Source organism: Bradyrhizobium sp. STM 3562, from assembly GCF_045571435.1.
GTDB lineage: Bacteria > Pseudomonadota > Alphaproteobacteria > Rhizobiales > Xanthobacteraceae > Bradyrhizobium.
Genome location: NZ_CP120694.1, coordinates 7,757,375 through 7,775,808, shown reverse-complemented (window position 1 = coordinate 7,775,808; position 18,434 = coordinate 7,757,375). Strand labels below are relative to the sequence as shown.

Sequence of the window (18,434 nt, the reverse complement as noted above, 5' to 3'; positions counted from 1 at the left end):
TGTTCTCTGTCCAGGTGCCTAGACTTTCGGGAGCCAATCGATGTCGGCGAAGCCGCGCTTGATATAGCCGCCATACTCCGCCGAGGAGCCCTCATAGCCGAACTTCGGCCAAACCTCCTTCTGGTTGTAGAGCGAGACGATCAGATCGCCACGGACCTTCTGGAAGAAGTCGCTCGGCTCGATGCGGCGCAAGAGCGCCACCCGATCCGCTTCCCAGGGTACTTCGGCGTAAGCGAGCTGATGACGCTCGCGGGCGTCCTGGTCGAGCCGGTTCACGCCCTCCGTGATCAGCGTCTTGGTGGCGGGATCTTTCGCCGCTTTGTCGTCCCAGGGCTTGACCGCCGCGATGTAGTAGCTGTCGCCCAGGAAGTCGTGCGGATAGATGTCGCGTGCGACCTTGAGCAGCGTCTTCAGCGTCGCAGGCGGCAGCGCAACCGTGCCCTCCGCCCAGGCATCCTCGATGCTGAAGCCCGCAGTGGTCGCGGCCGCGACCACGGGCACCGTTGTTGCCGCGCCCTTGAGAAAGGTCCGGCGATCATATTTGCTGCGACGATCAACTTCTCTCATGAGCTCCTCCACTGACGTTTTATTGATTGTGATTCTTGATTGAGCCGGAAAACCGGTATCCACTTTGCGCTAACGCGGCCCTCCGGGTCCGGATCATGCTCTAGCCGAAACGTCCGCCCCTCTGGATCACCTCGATCTTGTAGCCGTCGGGATCGCTGACGAAAAAGAACCGCGCCAGTGTCCGGCCGTCGTGCTTGAAATCGCGCAGCGGCCCCGGAGACAACTGCTCCCGCGTAAAGCGGGCATGCTCGGCATCGACATCGTCGACCACCACCGCCAGGTGGCCATAGCCGTCGCCGAGCGAATAGGGCTCCTTGCGGTCGAAATTGACCGTCAGCTCGACCTCGAAAGGCGAAGAGGGATGGCACAAATAGACCAGGGCGAACTCCGCGAATTTGAAGCGGTCGGCCACTTCGAGCCCGAATGCGCGCGCGTAGAAATCAAGCGATCTCGCTTCATCGAGAACGCGGATCATCGAGTGGACGGGTTTGGCCATTCAGTTCAGCTCCTTCAAATAGGTGATGATCGCCGCGCGGGTCTCGGGCTTGGCTTGGCGGTAGACCATGAAGGCATCGGGAACGACCGCTTGCGGGTTGGTAAGCCACGCGTCCAGCCTGGCCTCGTCCCAGACGAAATCCGCCTTTGCGAGTCCCGGCGAATAGTGGAAGCCGTCGACCTTGCCGGCGGGCCTGCCGACCACTTTGGAGAGCGGCGGGCCTTGCCGGATTGGCTCAGACGGATTGATGGTGTGGCAGGTTGCACATTGCTGCTTGAACAAGGTGGCGCCATCGGGCGGCTTTGCGGCGGGCAGGGGTATTTGTGCGGCCGCCATTTTCCCCGCGAGCAGCGCGCCGCAAAATACCAGCCCGATTGCGTATCGCCCGCGCAAGCTTGTCATCCGCCTCACCTCGCTATGCGCGGATGTTAGGCGGCGGCAAACGGGCGGTGGTAGTAGCGGGCTGTTTCAGGGCAGAACAAAACAGGTCGCGGCGCCACGCCGGTGGCGCGTTGGCGAAACGCCTGGCTTAATCTTCAAACCCGCGCGAGCCGCGCCGCGCCTTGATATCGCCGCGGTGCTTCTTGCCCTCGAGCCGGCGCCGTTTTGAGGCCAGCGTCGGCTTGGTCGGTCGGCGTGGCGTCGGCCTGACCATCGCCTCGCGCAACAGGCTGACCAGCCGCTCGATAGCGTCAGCGCGGTTGCGCTCCTGGGTGCGGAAGCGCTGGGCGTGGATCACGATCACGCCGTCCTTGGTCATGCGCTGGCCGGCGAGACGAGCAAGCCGGGTGCGGGCGTCCGGCGGCAATACGATCCGATTGGTATCGAAGCGCAATTGCGCGGCAGTCGCGAGCTTGTTGACGTTCTGCCCGCCGGGCCCGGAGGCACGGACAAAGCCGATCTCGAGATCGTTTTCATCGATGGAGAGATCGCGGGAAATCCGCAGCATGACGACACCGGCAGATGGAATCGGTGCGCAGGATAGCCGGTTTGCGGCGAAACGGGCTCGCAATCTCTCCGTCGTCCTGAGTGTCGGCGCCAACGGGTCCGCGCGAAACGCGGCCCGATGACAGGCTCTGGCCTCGAAGGGCGATGGCCCGGCCTTCGCGGCGGGGCCGTCCATCCTTCGAGGCTCACTGCCTTCGCGGGGCTGACTGGTCTGAGCTGTCCGACATACCCAGACGGCCTCAATCCGCCTTGGTCGGACCCGGCGCGGCGACCGGCTGCGCCGCGGCCTGCGGGGCACGGCCGACGATCACCGTGAGCAGGCCTTGGCCCCAGAGCCGCTTGGCGGCCTGCTTGGCATCATCCAGCGTCACCGCATCGACCAGGCTGTTGCGCTTTTCCAGATAGTCGATCGGCAGGCCGTCGAGCTGATACTGCAACAGCCCCGACGCCAGCTTCGATGAGGTGTCGAGCGCGAGCATCTGCGAGCCCTTCAGATAGGACTTGGCCTCATCGAGTTCCTGTTGCGTCGGACCGTCTTGCGCGATGCGGCGGACTTCCTTCTCGATCGCGGCGATGGTCTCGCCGGCGCGGTCGGCGCGGGTGCCGGTGTTGCCGATGAACAGGGCCGAGTGTTCCATCCATGACAGCGCTCCGTAGATGGAATAGGCGAGCCCGCGCTTTTCGCGGACCTCGTGATAGAGCCGCGAGGACAGTCCGCTGCCGCCGAGAATGTGGTTGACCACATAGCCCGCCATGAAGTTCGGATCATGCCGCATGATGCCGGGGCTGCCGAAGGTGATCACGGTCTGCGGCACATCGAGCGGGACGAAGGCGCGCTGCGGCGGCTTGGCCGCCTCGACGTCGGGAACCGGGGTCAGCTTCGCCTTCGCCGGCAGGTCGCCGAAGGTCTGATCGAGCAGCTTGCCGAGCGTGGCCGGATCGACATCGCCAACCACGGCGATCTTCAGCGTGTCCTTGGCCAGCACGCGGCCGACGTAATCCTTCATGTCCGCGACGGTGATGGTCGGAACGGTATCGAGCGTACCCGAGGTTTGCCGGCCATAGGGATGATCGCCGTAGGCGACTTCCAGGAATTTACGCCCCGCGAGCGCATTGGGATTGGCGCTGTCGCGCTTGAGCCCGGACATCACCTGCGAGCGGATGCGTTCGACATCGGCGGCATCGAAATGCGGCGAGGTCAGCGCGCTGTGCAGCAGCGTGAAGGCTTCGTCCTTGTTGTCCTTCAGCATGCGCAAGGACCCTCGGAAGTAGTCCCGCGTCACGGAGAAGCTCAATTCGATGGCGCGGCGCTCGAGCCGCTCATGGTAGGCCTTGGAATCGAGATTGCCTGAACCCTCGTCGAGCAGATCGGCGACCAGGTTGCCAACGCCGGGCTTGTCCGCCGGGTCCTGGCTGGCGCCGCCGACGAAGGCATACTCCATTGCGATCAGCGGCACGGTGGAATCCTGCACGTACCAGGCTTCGATGCCGCCAGGCGAGGTCAGGTGCTGGATCTTCGTCGCGGCCTGTGACGGCGCGATCGTGGGCAGCGTTGCGGCGAGCGCCACCGCGAGCGTGCAGACAAAGCGCCGCGTGAACTTCAGATGATGGGTCACGAACGCTTCTCCTCGTGCTTGGTGGCCTGTGTGTCCTTGATGAGATAGCCAGTCACGGAACGCTTCTTGTCGAGCCATTTCTGTGCCGCCTGCCGCACCTGTTCGGCGGTCACGGCCTTGATCCGGTCAGGCCAGCTTCTGATGTCCTGAATGCTCAATCCGGTGGTCAGCGCGCCGCCGTACCAGCGTGCCATGGTTGCCTGGTTGTCCTGCGCGTAGATCGCTTCCGCAATCAACTGGTTCTTCACGCGCTCGAGATCTTCCGAGGACGCCGGATTTTCCGCAGCTTTGGCGATGACGCCATCGATCGCCTGTTCGACTTGCGCGAAATCAACGCCGGGCTTGGGCGAGGCGGAGATCGAGAACTGCGAGGGATCGAGCGCGGTGCCCTGATAGGCCGCGGAGGCCGCGACCGCCAGCGGATGGTCGACGACGAGCGCGCGGTAAAGATAGGAGTTGTTGCCGCTGCCCATGAGCTGCGCCAGCACGTCGAGCGCGGCGCTTTCGCCGGGGCTCGCGGTGGTGGCGGAGGGCACGAGGTAGAAGCGTTTCACCGTAGGCTGCTCGACATGCGGATCGGCCACCGTCACGGTACGCGGGCCCGCCGGCTCAGGCTCCTGCGGGCGAACGCGATGCGCGGGAATCGAAGATTGCGCCGCGACCTTGCCGAAGGTCTGTTCGGCCAGCGGCCGGACTTCGCCGACATCGACGTCGCCGGCGATCACCAGGATCGCATTGTTGGGCGCGTAGAAACGCCGGTAAAACGCCAGCGCATCCTCGCGGCTGAGCTTTTCGATCTCCGGATGCCAGCCGATCACCGGACGCCCGTAAGGGTGATTGAGGTAGAGCGCCGCCATGATCTGCTCGTTCAGCCGAGCCTCCGGATTGTTGGCGACGCGCATGTTGTATTCCTCGAGCACGACGTCGCGCTCAGGCAGCACGTTCTCGTCCTTCAGGATCAGGCCGGTCATGCGGTCGGCTTCGAACTCCATCATCCTGGCCAACTGGTCGCGCGGCACGCGCTGGAAGAAGCCGGTGTAGTCGTAGGACGTGAACGCGTTCTCGTTGCCGCCGATGCGCAGCACCGTCTGGGAGAATTCTCCGGCCGGGTGCTTGGCGGTCCCCTTGAACATCAGGTGTTCGAGGAAGTGCGCGAGCCCGGACTTGCCGGGCGTCTCGTCGGCGGAGCCGACCTTGTACCAGATCATTTGCGTGACCACCGGCGTGCGATGATCCTGGATCACCACCACCTGCAACCCGTTGTCGAGCGTAAACGTCGCTGGCGGAGCCGAGGTCGAGGTTGGGGCTGGGGTGGTCTCCGCGAAGGCGGGGGACGCAACGAGGAAGAGCGCAAGCAAAGCGGCTGTGGAGCGATGTAAGGGCATCATGACCTATGCAAAAAGCCCGAACTTTATCGTTCGGGTCAAAAGCACCCTTGTCCCCACGCAAACGGGTGCGACCGACGCTTTCGCGTCACGGAGTTCGATGCACGATGTGGAAAACCGGACACCGGTTTTCCGCAACATTATGCGCGAACAAATAAGCAGAGGCGATTATTGATCGCCATACTTTCCGGCGGACGGATTGTATTCCTTGTAGACCGATTCCATCTGCTTGCCGGTGCCGTAGGCGAAGTTCGGCGACGGCGTCTGGTAGCCGGGCGGCGGCTGCGTCAGCGCTTCGCGCGGCGGTTCGCCCTTGAATTCCGCGGTCTCGGTCTTGTTGCCGCCGAACAGGTTGGTGAAGCGACCCTCGAAGCCAAGCTGGTCCGGGCTCAGGACCGCGTGGCTACCGGGATCGCCGCCGGGCTGCTCGGAATCCGACGTGTGATTGTTGCCGCCGGAGGGCGCGGTTCTCGCGACATTGAGTTCGCTGGGCGACAGCACGCGGCTGGCTTCGCGGCTCTTCTCGACAGCGTCCCTGGTGTCTTTCTTGTCCTTCTTGCGTTTCTCGATGGCCGCCTTGCGACGGGCGTCGTCGGGATCCTTCGGCCAGTTCGGCACGTTCACTTCGGCCTTGGCGGATACCGGCGGCGGCAGGTCAAGCTTGGGCGGCACAACCAGGGGCGAGCGTTCGCGGTAGTCGATACCGCTGTTATCCATGTTGGTGGCGCCGATGCCCTTCATGATGCCTTCGATGATCTTCTCCTCGAAGGTCTTGTCGTCCTCGTCATCCTCCTGGGCACGGGCGGCGCCGGAGGCGACCAGCAGGCCGATGCCCAGCGCAACGGCGGAGATCCGAACGCCGCGGTTAAGCACCACCGACGAGGTCTTAGCCATCCAGCCCGAGGCATGTTGCTTACGCATCGCTTTACCTGTTCAAAACCTTACGGAATTGCCGCTGACGACGCAGTCAGCCCGACCGCCTTTGCAGGTCGTATCGGCCGGGATCAGGGCGCTTTTGCGGCGGGTAGCCCCACGAAGGAATCATACAATAGGGCTATGACTCCGGCAACGATGGCCACGTCCGCGAGGTTAAAGACGTACCAATTGAAGGTTTTTCCGCCGATCTGGATGTGGAACAGGGCAAAATCGACCACCGCGCCATAGGCTGCGCGGTCGATGGCGTTTCCGATGGCTCCGCCGATGATCAGGCCCAGCGCGACCGTTGCCATGACCGCCCGGGAGCGGACCATCCAGATCCCGAGCGCGATCACCGCCACGCCCTTCACCGCCATCAGCGCGATCTGGGCGGCCGGGTTGTCGCTCTGAAACCAGCCAAAGCTGATGCCGATGTTCCAGGCCAGCACCAGATCAAAGAACGGCGTCACCCTCACGGTGCCGCGGTGGGCAATCTCGAACACGTTGAGCAGCCACAGCTTCGCGGCCTGGTCGACCACCACGGTGATCACGGCGGCGATGAGGCCGGCGCGGAGAGGGCGGGTCATGTCGTGCCGGACGCAAGCCACGCCGTCGTCCCGGCGAACGCCGGGACCCATACCGCGGGATGGTTGTTGCTTAGAAAACTCTGAGTCATCTTTCTTCGTCTGCTCAGACGCCTGTGGTTATGGGTCCCGGCCTTCGCCGGAACGACAACAACGTCAGGGCGTGACCCCCAACGCCTTCCATTCGCGCAGCGCCTGCGCATCGCGCGGCGAGACGTCGGGATAGTCGGGGTCCTCGCCGACGGTCGGCAGGATCTTCCAGGAACGCGCGCATTTTGTCCCGACCGCCTTCTCAACCACCACCGCCACGCCCGGCACCTCGTTGAGGCGGAAGGCACCTTCTGGTGCTTCGCCCTCCTGCACTTCCGCATTCGAGGTGATGCAGATCTCGGCGAGATCGATGCCGAACAAGGTGGCCAAAAGACTTCTGTCCGAGACATAGATCACGGGGGAAGCTTCCAGCGACGAGCCGATGCGCTTGGCGGCGCGCTCGATCTCCAGCGCGCCGGTAACGACACGGCGCACCGCGCGGATGGTCTGCCATTTCGCGGCCAGCGCGTCACTGCGGTATGTCTCGAGCCCCTCCGGAAACAGGGTCAGATGCACGGAAGCTTCGGCATCGGGCCTGTAGAGGTGCCATGCCTCGTCGCAGGTGAAGCTCAGGACGGGCGCGAGCCAGCGCAGGATCGCGTCGCAGATGATGTCGATCGCGGTCAGCGCCGCCTTCCGCGTCGATGACGACGGCGGATCGCAATACAGCGTGTCCTTGCGGATATCGAAATAGAACGCCGACAATTCGCTGTTCATGAAGGCCGCTAGCGTGGCGACTACGGTCTTGTAGTCGAATTCGGCATAGGCCTTGCGCACAATCTCCGCCTGCTCGGCGAGCTCGTGCAGCATCAAGCGCTCCAGCTCGGGCATGTTGCCGTGAGCGACCTTGTCGGCCGGCCTGAAGTGATGCAGCGTGCCGAGCATCCAGCGGATGGTGTTGCGCAGCTTGCGATAGGTCTCGACGGTGTTTTTCAGGATTTCCGGGCCGATGCGCTGGTCGTCGGCATAGTCGGTCGCGCAGACCCAGAGCCTCAAGATATCGGCGCCGGAATCCTTGATCACCTTCTGCGGCTCGACCGTGTTGCCGAGCGACTTCGACATCTTGCGGCCGTTCTCATCCAGCGTGAAGCCGTGGGTCAGGACGACGTCATAGGGCGCGCGGCCGCGGGTGCCGCAGCTCTCCAGGAGCGAGGAATGGAACCAGCCGCGGTGCTGGTCCGAACCTTCCAGATACATCACACTGTCCTGACCGCCGTCGACCTTGCGCTTGATGCCATCGAGCCCAGGGAAATGTACCGGATCTTCGAGCACGAAGGCGTGCGTCGAGCCCGAGTCGAACCAGACATCGAGGATGTCGTCGACCTTCTGCCAATCCTCATTGGCGAGCGACCCGAGGAAACGCTCGCGCGCGCCGTCCATGTACCAGGCGTCGGCGCCTTCCTTCTCGAAGGCCTCCGCAATGCGCTGGTTGACAGCCTCGTCCTGCAGGATTTCGGCGGAGCCGTCGCCCTTCTCGCGCACGAACACCGCGATCGGCACGCCCCAGGCGCGCTGGCGCGAGATCACCCAGTCGGGCCGGTTCTCGATCATGCCGTTGATGCGGTTTTGCCCGGCGGGCGGCACCCATTGCGTCACCGAGATCGCGTGCAGCGCGCGGGCGCGCAGGGTATCGCCGGGCCTAGCCTTGCCATCGTTCGCGATCGGCTTGTCCATCGCGATGAACCATTGCGGCGTGTTGCGGAAGATCACCGGCTTCTTCGAGCGCCAGGAATGCGGATATTGGTGCTTGAGCTTGCCGCGCGCGAGCAGCTTGCCCGTCTCGATCAATGCCTTGATCACGGCCTCGTTGGCGTCGCCCTTTTCGCCCTTGTCGTTGATGACGCGCTTGCCAGTGAAGCCCGGTGCATGGTCGGTAAAAGCGCCGTTCTCATCGACCGTGTAGGGAATCGCGGTGTTGATGCCGCGCGCCTCCAATTCGCGCGCATGGGCGGTCCACACGTCGAAGTCTTCGCGGCCATGACCGGGCGCGGTGTGCACGAAGCCGGTGCCGGCATCGTCGGTGACGTGGTCGCCGGGCAGGAGCGGGACCGTGAATTCGTAGCCGCCGGCGAGGCCTTTCAGCGGATGCGCGCACTCCACCGCATCCAGCGTGTCGCCCGGCACGTCGCGCAATTTCTCGTAAGCGGTGACGCGCGCCTGTTTGAACACGCTCTCGGCCAGCGCATCCGCCAGGATCAGGAGATCGCCCGGCTTGGCCCAATTGTCCGCAGGCGCTTCAGTCACCCTGTAAAGGCCGTAGGCAATCTTCGGCGAGAAGGCGATGGCGCGGTTGCCGGGCAGCGTCCAGGGCGTCGTGGTCCAGATCACCACCGAGGCGCTGGCGAGCGCGCCATGGGCCGGCGAAGTGACCGGAAACTTCACCCACACCGTATCGGAGGTGTAATCCTCGTACTCGACCTCGGCTTCGGCCAGTGCGGTCTTCTCGACCACGCTCCACATCACGGGCTTGGAGCCGCGATAGAGCGTGCCGTTGGCGGCGAATTTCATCAATTCGCGCGCGATCTGCGCCTCCGCCGGATAGCTCATCGTGGCGTAGGGGTGGTCCCAGTCGCCGATGATGCCAAGCCGCTTGAACTCCTCGCGCTGCACGTTGAGCCAATGCGTCGCATAGGCGCGGCATTCCTTCCGGAACGCCACCATGGCGGCGGAATCCTTGAAGTTCGGCTTGGTCTTGCCCTTGCGGCGATAATTCTCTTCCTCGATCTTCCACTCGATCGGGAGCCCGTGGCAGTCCCAGCCCGGCACATAGTTGGAGTCGAAGCCGAGCATCTGCTGGCTCTTGGTCACGACGTCCTTGAGGATCTTGTTCAGCGCGTGCCCGATATGGATGTTGCCGTTGGCATAGGGCGGGCCGTCATGGAGCACGAATTTCGTCCGGCCCTTGGCCTGCTCCCGCAGCTTTCCGTAGAGGTCCATCTGGTTCCAGCGGGAGAGGATTTCCGGCTCGCGCTGGGGCAGGCCGGCGCGCATCGGGAAATCCGTCTGCGGCAGGAACAGGGTTTTGGAATAGTCTTTGGGGTCGGATTTTTGCGGCTTCTCGGACATCAGGTTCTGTTTGGCTCAAAAGGGCGCGAAAACGCTGGAAATAGCGGGCGAGGTGGAAAACCCGGTCTTGCGCCGAGCCCAAAGGCTCAGGCGGAAGCCGGGCCGCTAATGCCGATTATGATGCGCCGCGCAAACATGGCGCCCCTCATAGCAGGGGGGCGCCGAAATCGCAAAGGCCTGCCGGTGGGATCAGCCGATCTCTCCGAGCCTCGGAAAGGCGTCGGGAGCGGCAGCGAGTTGGGCACGCGCGATGGCGGAGTCCTCGTTCATCCGCCGGATCAAGGCGTCGATACTGTCGAATTTCAGTTCCTCGCGAATGAAGCCGATGAAAGCGACATCTAGCGTTTCGCCGTAGAGGTCGCCCTTGAAATCGAACAGGAAGACTTCGAGCAGCGGTGCGCCGTTGTCGAAGGTGGGGCGCCGGCCGAAACTGGCGACCCCGTCGATCCGCGTCTTGCCCCGCCCGACCCGCACCGCATAGATCCCGTGCTTGAGCCCGCAATTGTTGTCGAGGCGGATATTGGCGGTGGGATAGCCGAGATCACGGCCGCGCTTGTCGCCATGAATGACGCTGCCGGTAACGAACCAGGGTCCCCCCAGCATGGCGGTGGCGTCCGCAAGCTGGCCCTCGGCGAGCGCCATCCGGATGGCGGTGGAGGAGACCGGCCGCTCGTCGATGTCGATATGCGGCTGCACGTCGACCTCGATGCCGAGCCGGGGCGCCTCGGCGACCAGAAGGCTCGGGGAGCCGCCGCGCCCTTTGCCGAAATGGAAATCGTAGCCGACGGCGATGCCGCAGACCCCGAGCCGCTCGATCAGGTCACGGTGAATGAAATCTTGCGCCGAGGTTTCGGCCCGCCGCTTATCGAAGGTCATCACGACCGCCCCGGCAAGACCGGTGCCCGCCAAAAGCCTCAGCTTGGCGGTTTCGTCCGTCAGGCGGAACTGGGGTGTGCTCGGGCTGAAGTAGCGGCGCGGGTGGGGCTCAAATGTTACGGCGAGGGCAGGCCGGCCGTGCGCTCGCCCCATCTCCAGCGCCGCGGTGATTACCGCCCGGTGGCCGAGATGGACGCCGTCGAAATTGCCCATCGCCACCACGGCCCCCTTTGGCAGCAGCGCGGCGGGTGTGTCATCGCGGATCACGGAAAAAACAGTAGACATTTCAATGACGTTTCTTGAGGGCTGGTTGCGGCCTTCGGCGCGGCCGGACCGTGACTTAGCGGGGTGCGGGAAGTCAAGCCGGGCGCTTTCATCTAGCCTTCGTTACCGGACAGGCGGCCACGTCGACTGGTGAGTTAACGGGCTGTTTAAGGGCTGATGCTAGTGCTTTTGGAGAACTGCGGGGCAGGCAACCGCCCCGAGCAGAATGGTTTTGATCTGACGCTGGTTCGCGTGGGGGAGTCAAGAAATGGCGGTTGATTTGTCGATGCCGGTCCTGGTGGTGGACGATTACAGCACCATGATCCGCATCATCCGGAATCTTCTGAAGCAGCTTGGTTTCGAGAATATCGATGACGCGAGTGACGGATCGGCAGCGCTGAACAAGATGCGCGGCAAGAAGTACGGGCTCGTGATCTCGGACTGGAACATGGAGCCGATGACCGGCTACGACCTGCTCCGCGAGGTCCGCGCCGACCCCAACCTCGCCACCACGCCCTTCATCATGATCACGGCGGAATCCAAGACCGAGAACGTGATAGCGGCCAAGAAGGCCGGGGTGAACAATTATATCGTCAAGCCCTTCAATGCGGCGACGCTGAAGACCAAGATCGAGGCGGTCTTCCCGGATATGGCCACGAGCTGAGGGCTAAGTCCTAGGCACACTGGTTACCATCGGTCATGCCCGGGCTCGTCCCGGGCATCCACGTCTTTCGCGCCTGTGACGCGTAGATGGCCGGGTTAAGCCCGGCCATGACCTTGGAGCATGGGGTCGACGGGCGCCTGCCCTACCACCTCAACTCCCGTATCAGCGCCTTCGGCGGGTGGCCGAACAGCTCCTTGACCGAGGCCGGGTCGAGCTGATCGATGCCTTCGAACTCCTCGGAGTGGATGCCCCGCGTCACGAACAGGCAGTCGATGCCGAAGCCGTGGGCGCCGGCAAGATCGGTGCGCACGGAATCGCCGATGGCCAGCACCCGGTTGCGCTGAACCGGGCCGCCCCGTTGCGCGGCGGCCAGTTCCATGGCGCGTTCGTAGATCGGCCGGTGCGGCTTGCCATAGAAGATCACCTCGCCACCGAGTTCGCGATAGAGCTCGGCGATTGCGCCGGCGCAATAGATCAGGCGGTCGCCGCGTTCGACCACGATGTCTGGATTGGCGCAGATGAAGGTCAGATTGCGTTCGCGCGCTTTCAACATCATCGGCCGGTAATCTTCAGCCGTCTCGGTCTCGTCATCGAGCAGGCCGGTGCAGACCAGGTAATCGGCCTGCTCCAGTGGCGAGAGAACGGGATCAAGCCCGCGGTGGATGGAGCTGTCGCGCTCGGGGCCGAGCCAGAACAGCTTGCGGCCGGGATGGTCGGCGACATAGAGCCGGGTGAGGTCGCCGGACGAGACGATGGCGTCATAGGTGTCGTCGGCGACGTGCAGCTTGCGAAGCTGCCGCTGCACCGAATCGGCGGGGCGCGGCGCGTTGGTGATGAGAATCACCGTCCCGCCCTGATTGCGGTGGTTGCGCAGCGCCTCGCAGGCCTCCGGAAACGCCTCCAGCCCGTTATGGACGACGCCCCAGATGTCCGAGAGCACCACGTCGACGCCGCCAAGGACGTCGCGCAGTCGTTCGACAAAACGCAAGCCGCTCATGTTGCCGCGCCGCCGATCAGGCCGGTCCGGCAGCGCGGCGCACCAGCGCGGCGTTTCCGGTCATGCGCGGCGGCGGCTCGGCTGCGGCCCTTTCGCTTCCGCTTGGCTTGGCGGCGCTGTTGCCGCCCAGCCTGGGCTCAATCTTCGGTTCGGCCCTGGCTTCGGATTTCGTTTCGGTCTTCGTTTCCGGCTTGGTTTCTGATTTGGTCGCCGCCTTGGGCTCGCCTTTGGCCTCTTGCGCATTGGCCGGCGTCGTGGCGTTTGCGGCTCCCTCCGGACGCAGCGGGCGCGGCGGGGCGAACAGAAAGCCTTGTCCGAATCGCACGTCGTAATCGAGCAGGTCGACCACCGAGCGTTCGCCCTCGATCCGCTCGGCGATCAGATCGATGCCGAAGCGGCCGAGCAGATCCGAGAGGTCGGTCGGATGAATGTCGGAGGCCGCGCTCTGCTTCGGATCGAGCAACAGCGCTGCCGGCACCTTGATGTAGCGGACGCCACGGTCGGCGAGTTCCCGCGGCTCAAGGCGCAGATCGGTGACGTGATCGATCGAGAAGCGATAACCGCGCTGCGCCAGCGCCGCGAGATGCTCGGTCTCGACGGGGCCGAGGTTCCGGAACATCGACTGCTTGAATTCCAGGATGAAGGACGGCGCGAGCGCCCGGTTGGCCTCGAGGAAATCCAGACATTGCGAAAAGATTTCCGCGTTAGCCAGCGTTGCGGCGGCGATGTTGCAGAACACGCCGACATCCTTGTTGCGGACCATGAGGCGCCGCAGCACCTGCACGCAGCGTTGGATCACGATGTGATCGACGCGGCCGATCAGGCCGGCGGCCTCGGCCAGCCCGATGAAATCCTCGGCAGGCAGGATCTGGTCCCGTTCGTCGCGCAGCCGCGTGACCGCCTCGTAGAAGCGCACTTTTCGTTGCGGCAGGGTCACCATCGGCTGCAGATAGAGGTCCAGCCGGTTCTCCTCGACCGCGCTTCGGAGCGCAGCGAGAATTTGCCTCTCGCCGCGGGGCGCCGGGCTGTCGCTGGCTTTGGGTACTGTAACCGCGATAACCGGAGGCTTTTCGGCTACAGGCGGTTGCGGCGGCGAGACCGGCTGTTGCGGCTCCGCCTCGGCTTTCGCGGCCGGTTCTGCCTCGAGCGCGGCGTCGGCCGGCGCGGCGGTATGCTCGGTGAGCAGTTCCTCGTGATTGGCGACCGAGGCCGCGAGCTGCTTGACCAGCCCGCCAAGTTCGTTGATCTCGCTCACAACCGCCTGGATGCGGTCGGCACCGCTCGAATTGGCGGACGTCATCTTGGATTCGATGGCCGAAAGCCTGCGGCCGAATTCGGCGACCTGGCGGGCAAGATCGGCGGTGCCGCGCGACAAATCCGCAATCTGGTTGCCGACATCGGTGCGGTCGCGCAGCCGCATCGAAACGGCATTGTAGAGGATGAGGAAGGTCAGCGCGGCGAGCGCCACGATCGCAGATTCCGATCCGCTGATGCCGGCCACTGAATAGAGAACGAGGCCCAGCGAGGCCGAAACCAGCACCATGCAAATGGCAATGAAAATCGTAGAAATGCGGATCATGTTGCGCGCGACGCTCCCCGAAGCAGTGCAACCTTAGCACTCAATTTGATTCGAGATGCTAGCCATTCTGCAACACCGCAGCATTGCCGAAGCGCGAAGCGAGCGCTTCTGCTGGACCGTCATCCCCGCGCAAACGGCGACGCCGTTTGTCGCCGGAGGCGCTCGCGAAAGCGAGCCTCGAAGGATGAATGCCGCGCTGCAGGCACCGGGGCTGTGGCCCTTCGAGACGGCCGCGGTTCGCGGCCTCCCAGGGGTGACGGTCGCAATTTGTAGGCCGGGCGACGAGCAGGCCTCGCCGCCAAGGGCGATCCCTACGCCACCGCGCGAATCACCTTGCCGAGCTTGTCGATGATCTCGCCGATCTGGTCCTCGCTGATGATCAGGGGCGGGGACAACGCCAGCGTGTCACCGGCGATGCGCATCATCATGTCGTTGTCGTGGAAGGCGCTGACCATCGCATCATAGCCGCGCTTGCCGACCTGGTCGGCGGCACGGGGCGCGAGATCGATACCGGCGGTCAGCCCCACGGTGCGGATATCGAGCACGTTCGGCAGGCCCTTCAGTGTCATCACCGCGTCGGCAAATTTCGGCTCCAGCTCACGGGCGCGCTCGAACAGCTTTTCGTCGCGGTAGATGTCGAGCGTGGCAAGCCCGGCCGCGCAGGCGAGCGGATGCGCGGAATAGGTGTAGCCGTGGGTTAGCTCCACCACGTGTTCGGGGCCGTTCATGAAGGCGTCATGGATGGTGTCGCGCACCAGCACGCCACCCATCGGGGCCGAGCCGTTGGTCACGCCCTTGGCGAAGGTGAGCATATCGGGCAGCACGCCGTAGCGCTCGGCGGCAAACGCATGGCTAAGCCGGCCATAGCCGGTAATCACCTCGTCGAAGATCAGGAGAATGCCGTGCTTCTGGGTGATCTCGCGCAGCCGCTTCAGATAGCCCTTCGGCGCCGGCAGCACGCCGGTCGATCCCGCCATCGGCTCGACGATGACGGCGGCAATGGTGTTGGCGCCGTGCAGGTTGACCAGGTTCTCCAGCTCATCGGCAAAGTGCGCGCCATAGTCCGGCTCGCCCTTGGTGAAGGCCTGCTTCTCGCGGTCGTAGGTTGCGGGCAGATGATCGACGCCGGCGAGCAGCGAGCCGAAGATCTTGCGGTTGCCGACGATGCCGCCAACCGCGGTGCCACCAAAGCCGACGCCGTGATAGCCGCGCACGCGGCCGATCAGGCGGGTGCGGGAGCCCTGGCCATTGAGCTGGTGGTAGGCCAGCGCGATTTTCAGCGCGGTATCGGCGGCTTCCGAGCCGGAATTGCAGAAGAAGACATGATCCAAACCGTCCGGCGCGAGTTCGGCGATGCGGCTGGCGAGTTCGAAGGCTTGCGGAATGCCGAACTGGAACGGTGGCGCATAATCCAGCGTCTCCGCCATCTTGGCGATCGCCGAGGAGATCTCCTTGCGGCCATGGCCGGCGTTGGTGCACCACATCCCCGAGGCGGCGTCGATGATCTTGCGGCCGTCGACGGTGATGTAATGCATGCCGGTCGCGCCCGCGAGCAGCCGCGGCTGCTTCTTGAAGGCGCGGTTGGCGGTGAACGGCATCCAATGCGCGGCAAGATCGTTGGGGACGTTGATGGGAGTGGGGCGGGCGCTCTTGTCCAGCATGGGGGCCTCTTTTTGGGAATGTTTCGATCGATTGGCGGTCAGGCTATCAGCTTCTGCGTTTTACGGAAACCGCGCCACAATTGATATTTCGGTGCACGCCTCAACCGAGATCGGCGGCTGCAATCCAGAACACCTCGCCTTCCGAATCCTCGCTGTCGAGCCAGAGCAGCGGCAATTGCGGACATGCGGCCTCCAGCCGCTCCCTGCCGCGGCCGATTTCGCAGAGCAACCCGCCCTGCGGCGTCAGGTGGGTTCCGGCCTCGTTCAGGATGCGCCGCACAAGGTCGAGCCCGTCGGCGCCGCCGTCAAAGGCGAGCTTCGGCTCGGCGCGGCATTCGAGGGGTAGCGCCGCCATGCCCTCGGCATCGACGTAAGGAGGGTTCGAAATGATGAGGTCGTAGCGCATGTCGCCGAGCGGCGCGAACAGGTTGCCGCGATGGAGTTTGACTCGTTCCTCAAGCCCATGTTCGGAAACATTGCGCGCGGCCACAGCGAGCGCGTCCTTGGAGATATCCACCGCATCGACCTGCGCATTCGGGAAATGGCGTGCGGCCAGAATGGCGAGACAGCCCGAGCCCGTGCAGAGGTCGAGCACGTGTTCGACCTCGGCAGGATCGCCGAGCAGCGCATAACCGCCATCCTCGCCGGCCCCCAAATGCGAGTCCAGAATCTCGCCGATGAAGGAGCGCGGCACGATCACGCGCTCGTCGACATAGAACGGTACGCCGCGCATATAGATCTTGTTGACGAGATAGGCAGCCGGCTTTCGCGTTCGCACCCGGCGCTCGATCAGGTCCAGAATTGCTTTCGCCTCGGCTGCGGTGACGCGCGCGGCGGCGAAGGTGTCGAGCTGATCGGGGTGCAGGTGCAGGGCCTCGCAGACCAGGAAGGCGGCTTCCGCCACCGGATCGGTGGTGCCGTGGGCGAACACCAGCTTCGCCTCGACAAAGCGGCTGACCGCGAAGCGGACGAAATCAAGCAGAGTGAGCAGCTCGCCGCGGGCGACTTTGGCGAACTTCGATCCGGCGCCTGCACGTCTGGCGGCCGGTTTGACGGGTTTTGCCATCAGGACTTGGTCCAACGGGCGGCCGCGGCATCGTCATGTGCCTGCGCCTCGACCCAATTGCTGCCGGAGGCGTTTTCCTCCTGCTTCCAGAACGGCGCGCTCGTCTTCAAATAATCCATCAAGAACTCCGCGGCTTCAAATGCCGCCTGGCGGTGGGCCGAGGCCGTCAGCACCAGCACGATGTTTTGTCCGGGCGTGAGGCGGCCGACGCGGTGGATGACGGTGACGCCATACAGCGGCCAGCGCGCGATGGCTTCGTCCACGTGTCGCCTGATCTCGGCCTCCGCCATGTCGGGATAATGCTCCAGCGTGAGCGCCGAGACCCCATCGCCGTCGCTGCCGCGACAGATGCCGGAAAAACTCACGATCGCGCCGATATCGGTGCGCCCATCCGCGAGCAACGCGATCTCGCGCGCGATGTCGAAGTCGGCCTCCTGGATTCGGATGGTGACGCTGGTCATGGTGACGGCGGCCTCATGGCCGGAAGTGATGAGCCGCCGCGGAGGTTCACCTCTCTCCGACGGGGAGAGGTCGGCGCGTAGTGCCGGGTGAGGGGCCGCAGCTCCCACGAGAGGGTGAAACCCCTCACCCGATTTGCTGCGCAAATCGACCTCTCCCTGTGGGAGAGGTGAGACCGAATGCGCGGACAGATCGACTCAACCAAGATCATCTCACTTTACCCGCCGGTCATCGGCGGGAAGAAGGCGATCTCGCGGGCGCCTGCGATCACCGCGTCCGGTTTGACATGGGCGTGGTCGATCGCGGCACGGATCACCTTCGGCTTTTCGAACGCATGGGCGTAGGCTTCGCCGCGCTGGATGAGCCAGGCGATCAGGTCCTCGATGGTGCGCACGCTGGCCGGCGGCTCGATCGTCTCCTCGGCCTTGCCGACGCGCTCGCGCACCCAGGCGAAATATTTCAGCTTCATGCCTCATCCTCCTTGATGAGGTGATGGATGCCGGCGCGGAAATAGTCGTAGCCCGTATAGATGGTGATCAGGGCCGAGGTCCACAACAGCAGCAGCCCGATCTGGGTGACGAGAGGGCCGATCTCGGTGGAGATGATGGAGACGGCGAGGTCGCCGGCTTCGCCTGCAAGCAGAAAGCCGATCGCGACGAGCTGCAGGGTGGTCTTCCATTTGGCGAGCTTGGTCACGGGCACGCTGACGCGCAACGCGGCGAGGTATTCGCGCAAGCCCGACACCAGGATTTCGCGGCAGAGAATGATGATGGCCGCCCACAGCGACCAGCCATGGATGATGCCGTCGGCCGCGAGCATCAAAAGGCAGGACGCCACCAACAGCTTGTCGGCGATCGGATCGAGCATGCGGCCGAACGCCGATTGCTGATTCCAGATGCGGGCGTAGTAGCCGTCGAGATAATCGGTGACGCCCGCAGCGATGAAGACCGCGACGGCCACCCAGCGCAGCCACAGCGGGCCGTCGAGGATCGACTGCACATAAATGCAGCCGACCACCACGGGGATGGCAGCGATCCGCCCATAGGTCAGGATATTGGGCAGCGACCAGGAGGTCTTGGCGGCCCCTCGTGTGGTTGCGATGTTCATCCGTTCTACCAATACCGCTCGAGCGCCCAGGTCAACCCGGCCCAATCAACCCCGGCCAATTCAACCGGGCCAATTCAATCGGGCCAAGTCAATC

At 64.1% G+C, this 18,434-nt stretch carries 18 protein-coding genes; 1 reads left to right on the top strand and 17 read right to left on the bottom strand.

Annotated features, from left to right (window positions below):
* Window positions 1–18: 18 nt before the first annotated feature.
* From P6U23_RS35975 to P6U23_RS35930, 10 genes are all read right to left on the bottom strand, one after another.
* Window positions 19–567 carry a gluconate 2-dehydrogenase subunit 3 family protein gene (locus P6U23_RS35975; RefSeq protein ID WP_407177020.1) on the bottom strand — a complete coding sequence of 183 codons (549 nt, stop codon included), beginning with the start codon at window positions 565–567 and terminating at the stop codon, window positions 19–21.
* Between the two features lie 100 nt (window positions 568–667).
* Window positions 668–1,063, bottom strand: coding sequence for a VOC family protein (locus P6U23_RS35970; RefSeq protein WP_407177019.1), 396 nt, complete (start codon window positions 1,061–1,063; stop codon window positions 668–670).
* A complete protein-coding gene (locus P6U23_RS35965) occupies window positions 1,064–1,399 on the bottom strand; it encodes a c-type cytochrome (RefSeq protein WP_407181700.1) in 336 nt (111 codons plus the stop codon). It lies immediately after the preceding gene.
* 193 nt (window positions 1,400–1,592) lie between these two features.
* Window positions 1,593–2,012, bottom strand: a complete 420-nt coding sequence (gene arfB, locus P6U23_RS35960) for an alternative ribosome rescue aminoacyl-tRNA hydrolase ArfB (protein ID WP_407177018.1) — start codon at window positions 2,010–2,012, stop codon at window positions 1,593–1,595.
* 238 nt (window positions 2,013–2,250) lie between these two features.
* Window positions 2,251–3,627, bottom strand: coding sequence for a M16 family metallopeptidase (locus P6U23_RS35955; RefSeq protein ID WP_407177017.1), 1,377 nt, complete (start codon window positions 3,625–3,627; stop codon window positions 2,251–2,253).
* Entirely contained in the window at window positions 3,624–5,015 is a 1,392-nt protein-coding gene (locus tag P6U23_RS35950; protein WP_407177016.1) for a M16 family metallopeptidase, read from the bottom strand. The genes P6U23_RS35955 and P6U23_RS35950 overlap by 4 nt, the downstream gene beginning before the upstream one ends.
* 165 nt (window positions 5,016–5,180) lie before the next feature.
* On the bottom strand, window positions 5,181–5,933 hold the full coding sequence (locus P6U23_RS35945; protein WP_407177015.1) for a hypothetical protein: 753 nt from the start codon (window positions 5,931–5,933) through the stop codon (window positions 5,181–5,183).
* Window positions 5,934–6,016: 83 nt separating this feature from the next.
* Complete coding sequence (gene lspA, locus P6U23_RS35940) at window positions 6,017–6,514, bottom strand: signal peptidase II (protein WP_407177014.1); 498 nt, start codon at window positions 6,512–6,514, stop codon at window positions 6,017–6,019.
* A 153-nt stretch (window positions 6,515–6,667) separates the two neighbouring features.
* On the bottom strand, window positions 6,668–9,667 hold the full coding sequence (gene ileS / locus P6U23_RS35935; RefSeq protein ID WP_407177013.1) for an isoleucine--tRNA ligase: 3,000 nt from the start codon (window positions 9,665–9,667) through the stop codon (window positions 6,668–6,670).
* A gap of 189 nt (window positions 9,668–9,856) precedes the next feature.
* Window positions 9,857–10,828 (bottom strand): bifunctional riboflavin kinase/FAD synthetase, encoded by a 972-nt coding sequence (locus P6U23_RS35930; protein ID WP_407177012.1) that lies wholly within the window; start codon window positions 10,826–10,828, stop codon window positions 9,857–9,859.
* 247 nt (window positions 10,829–11,075) lie between these two features.
* On the opposite strand from P6U23_RS35930, the gene P6U23_RS35925 reads away from it, so the two are divergent.
* On the top strand, window positions 11,076–11,471 hold the full coding sequence (locus P6U23_RS35925; protein WP_407177011.1) for a response regulator: 396 nt from the start codon (window positions 11,076–11,078) through the stop codon (window positions 11,469–11,471).
* A 142-nt stretch (window positions 11,472–11,613) separates the two neighbouring features.
* Here the strand turns inward: P6U23_RS35925 and P6U23_RS35920 are convergent, their stop codons facing one another.
* The 7 genes from P6U23_RS35920 to pgsA form a co-directional block, all read right to left on the bottom strand.
* The gene (locus tag P6U23_RS35920) at window positions 11,614–12,468 is read right to left on the bottom strand and encodes a TIGR01459 family HAD-type hydrolase (protein ID WP_407177010.1); all 855 of its coding nucleotides are present in this window, start codon (window positions 12,466–12,468) and stop codon (window positions 11,614–11,616) included.
* A gap of 16 nt (window positions 12,469–12,484) precedes the next feature.
* Window positions 12,485–14,047 carry an EAL domain-containing protein gene (locus tag P6U23_RS35915; RefSeq protein ID WP_407177009.1) on the bottom strand — a complete coding sequence of 521 codons (1,563 nt, stop codon included), beginning with the start codon at window positions 14,045–14,047 and terminating at the stop codon, window positions 12,485–12,487.
* Window positions 14,048–14,358: 311 nt separating this feature from the next.
* A complete protein-coding gene (locus P6U23_RS35910; RefSeq protein WP_407177008.1) occupies window positions 14,359–15,708 on the bottom strand; it encodes an aspartate aminotransferase family protein in 1,350 nt (449 codons plus the stop codon).
* Between the two features lie 100 nt (window positions 15,709–15,808).
* Entirely contained in the window at window positions 15,809–16,774 is a 966-nt protein-coding gene (gene prmB, locus P6U23_RS35905; RefSeq protein ID WP_407177007.1) for a 50S ribosomal protein L3 N(5)-glutamine methyltransferase, read from the bottom strand.
* Window positions 16,774–17,235: a molybdenum cofactor biosynthesis protein MoaE gene (locus P6U23_RS35900; RefSeq protein WP_407177006.1), complete on the bottom strand. Its 462-nt coding sequence runs from the start codon at window positions 17,233–17,235 to the stop codon at window positions 16,774–16,776. Before P6U23_RS35900 ends, prmB begins: the two co-directional genes overlap by 1 nt.
* A gap of 215 nt (window positions 17,236–17,450) precedes the next feature.
* Window positions 17,451–17,702 (bottom strand): molybdopterin converting factor subunit 1, encoded by a 252-nt coding sequence (gene moaD, locus P6U23_RS35895; protein WP_407177005.1) that lies wholly within the window; start codon window positions 17,700–17,702, stop codon window positions 17,451–17,453.
* On the bottom strand, window positions 17,699–18,340 hold the full coding sequence (pgsA, locus tag P6U23_RS35890) for a CDP-diacylglycerol--glycerol-3-phosphate 3-phosphatidyltransferase (RefSeq protein ID WP_024507619.1): 642 nt from the start codon (window positions 18,338–18,340) through the stop codon (window positions 17,699–17,701). Before pgsA ends, moaD begins: the two co-directional genes overlap by 4 nt.
* Window positions 18,341–18,434 lie beyond the last annotated feature (94 nt).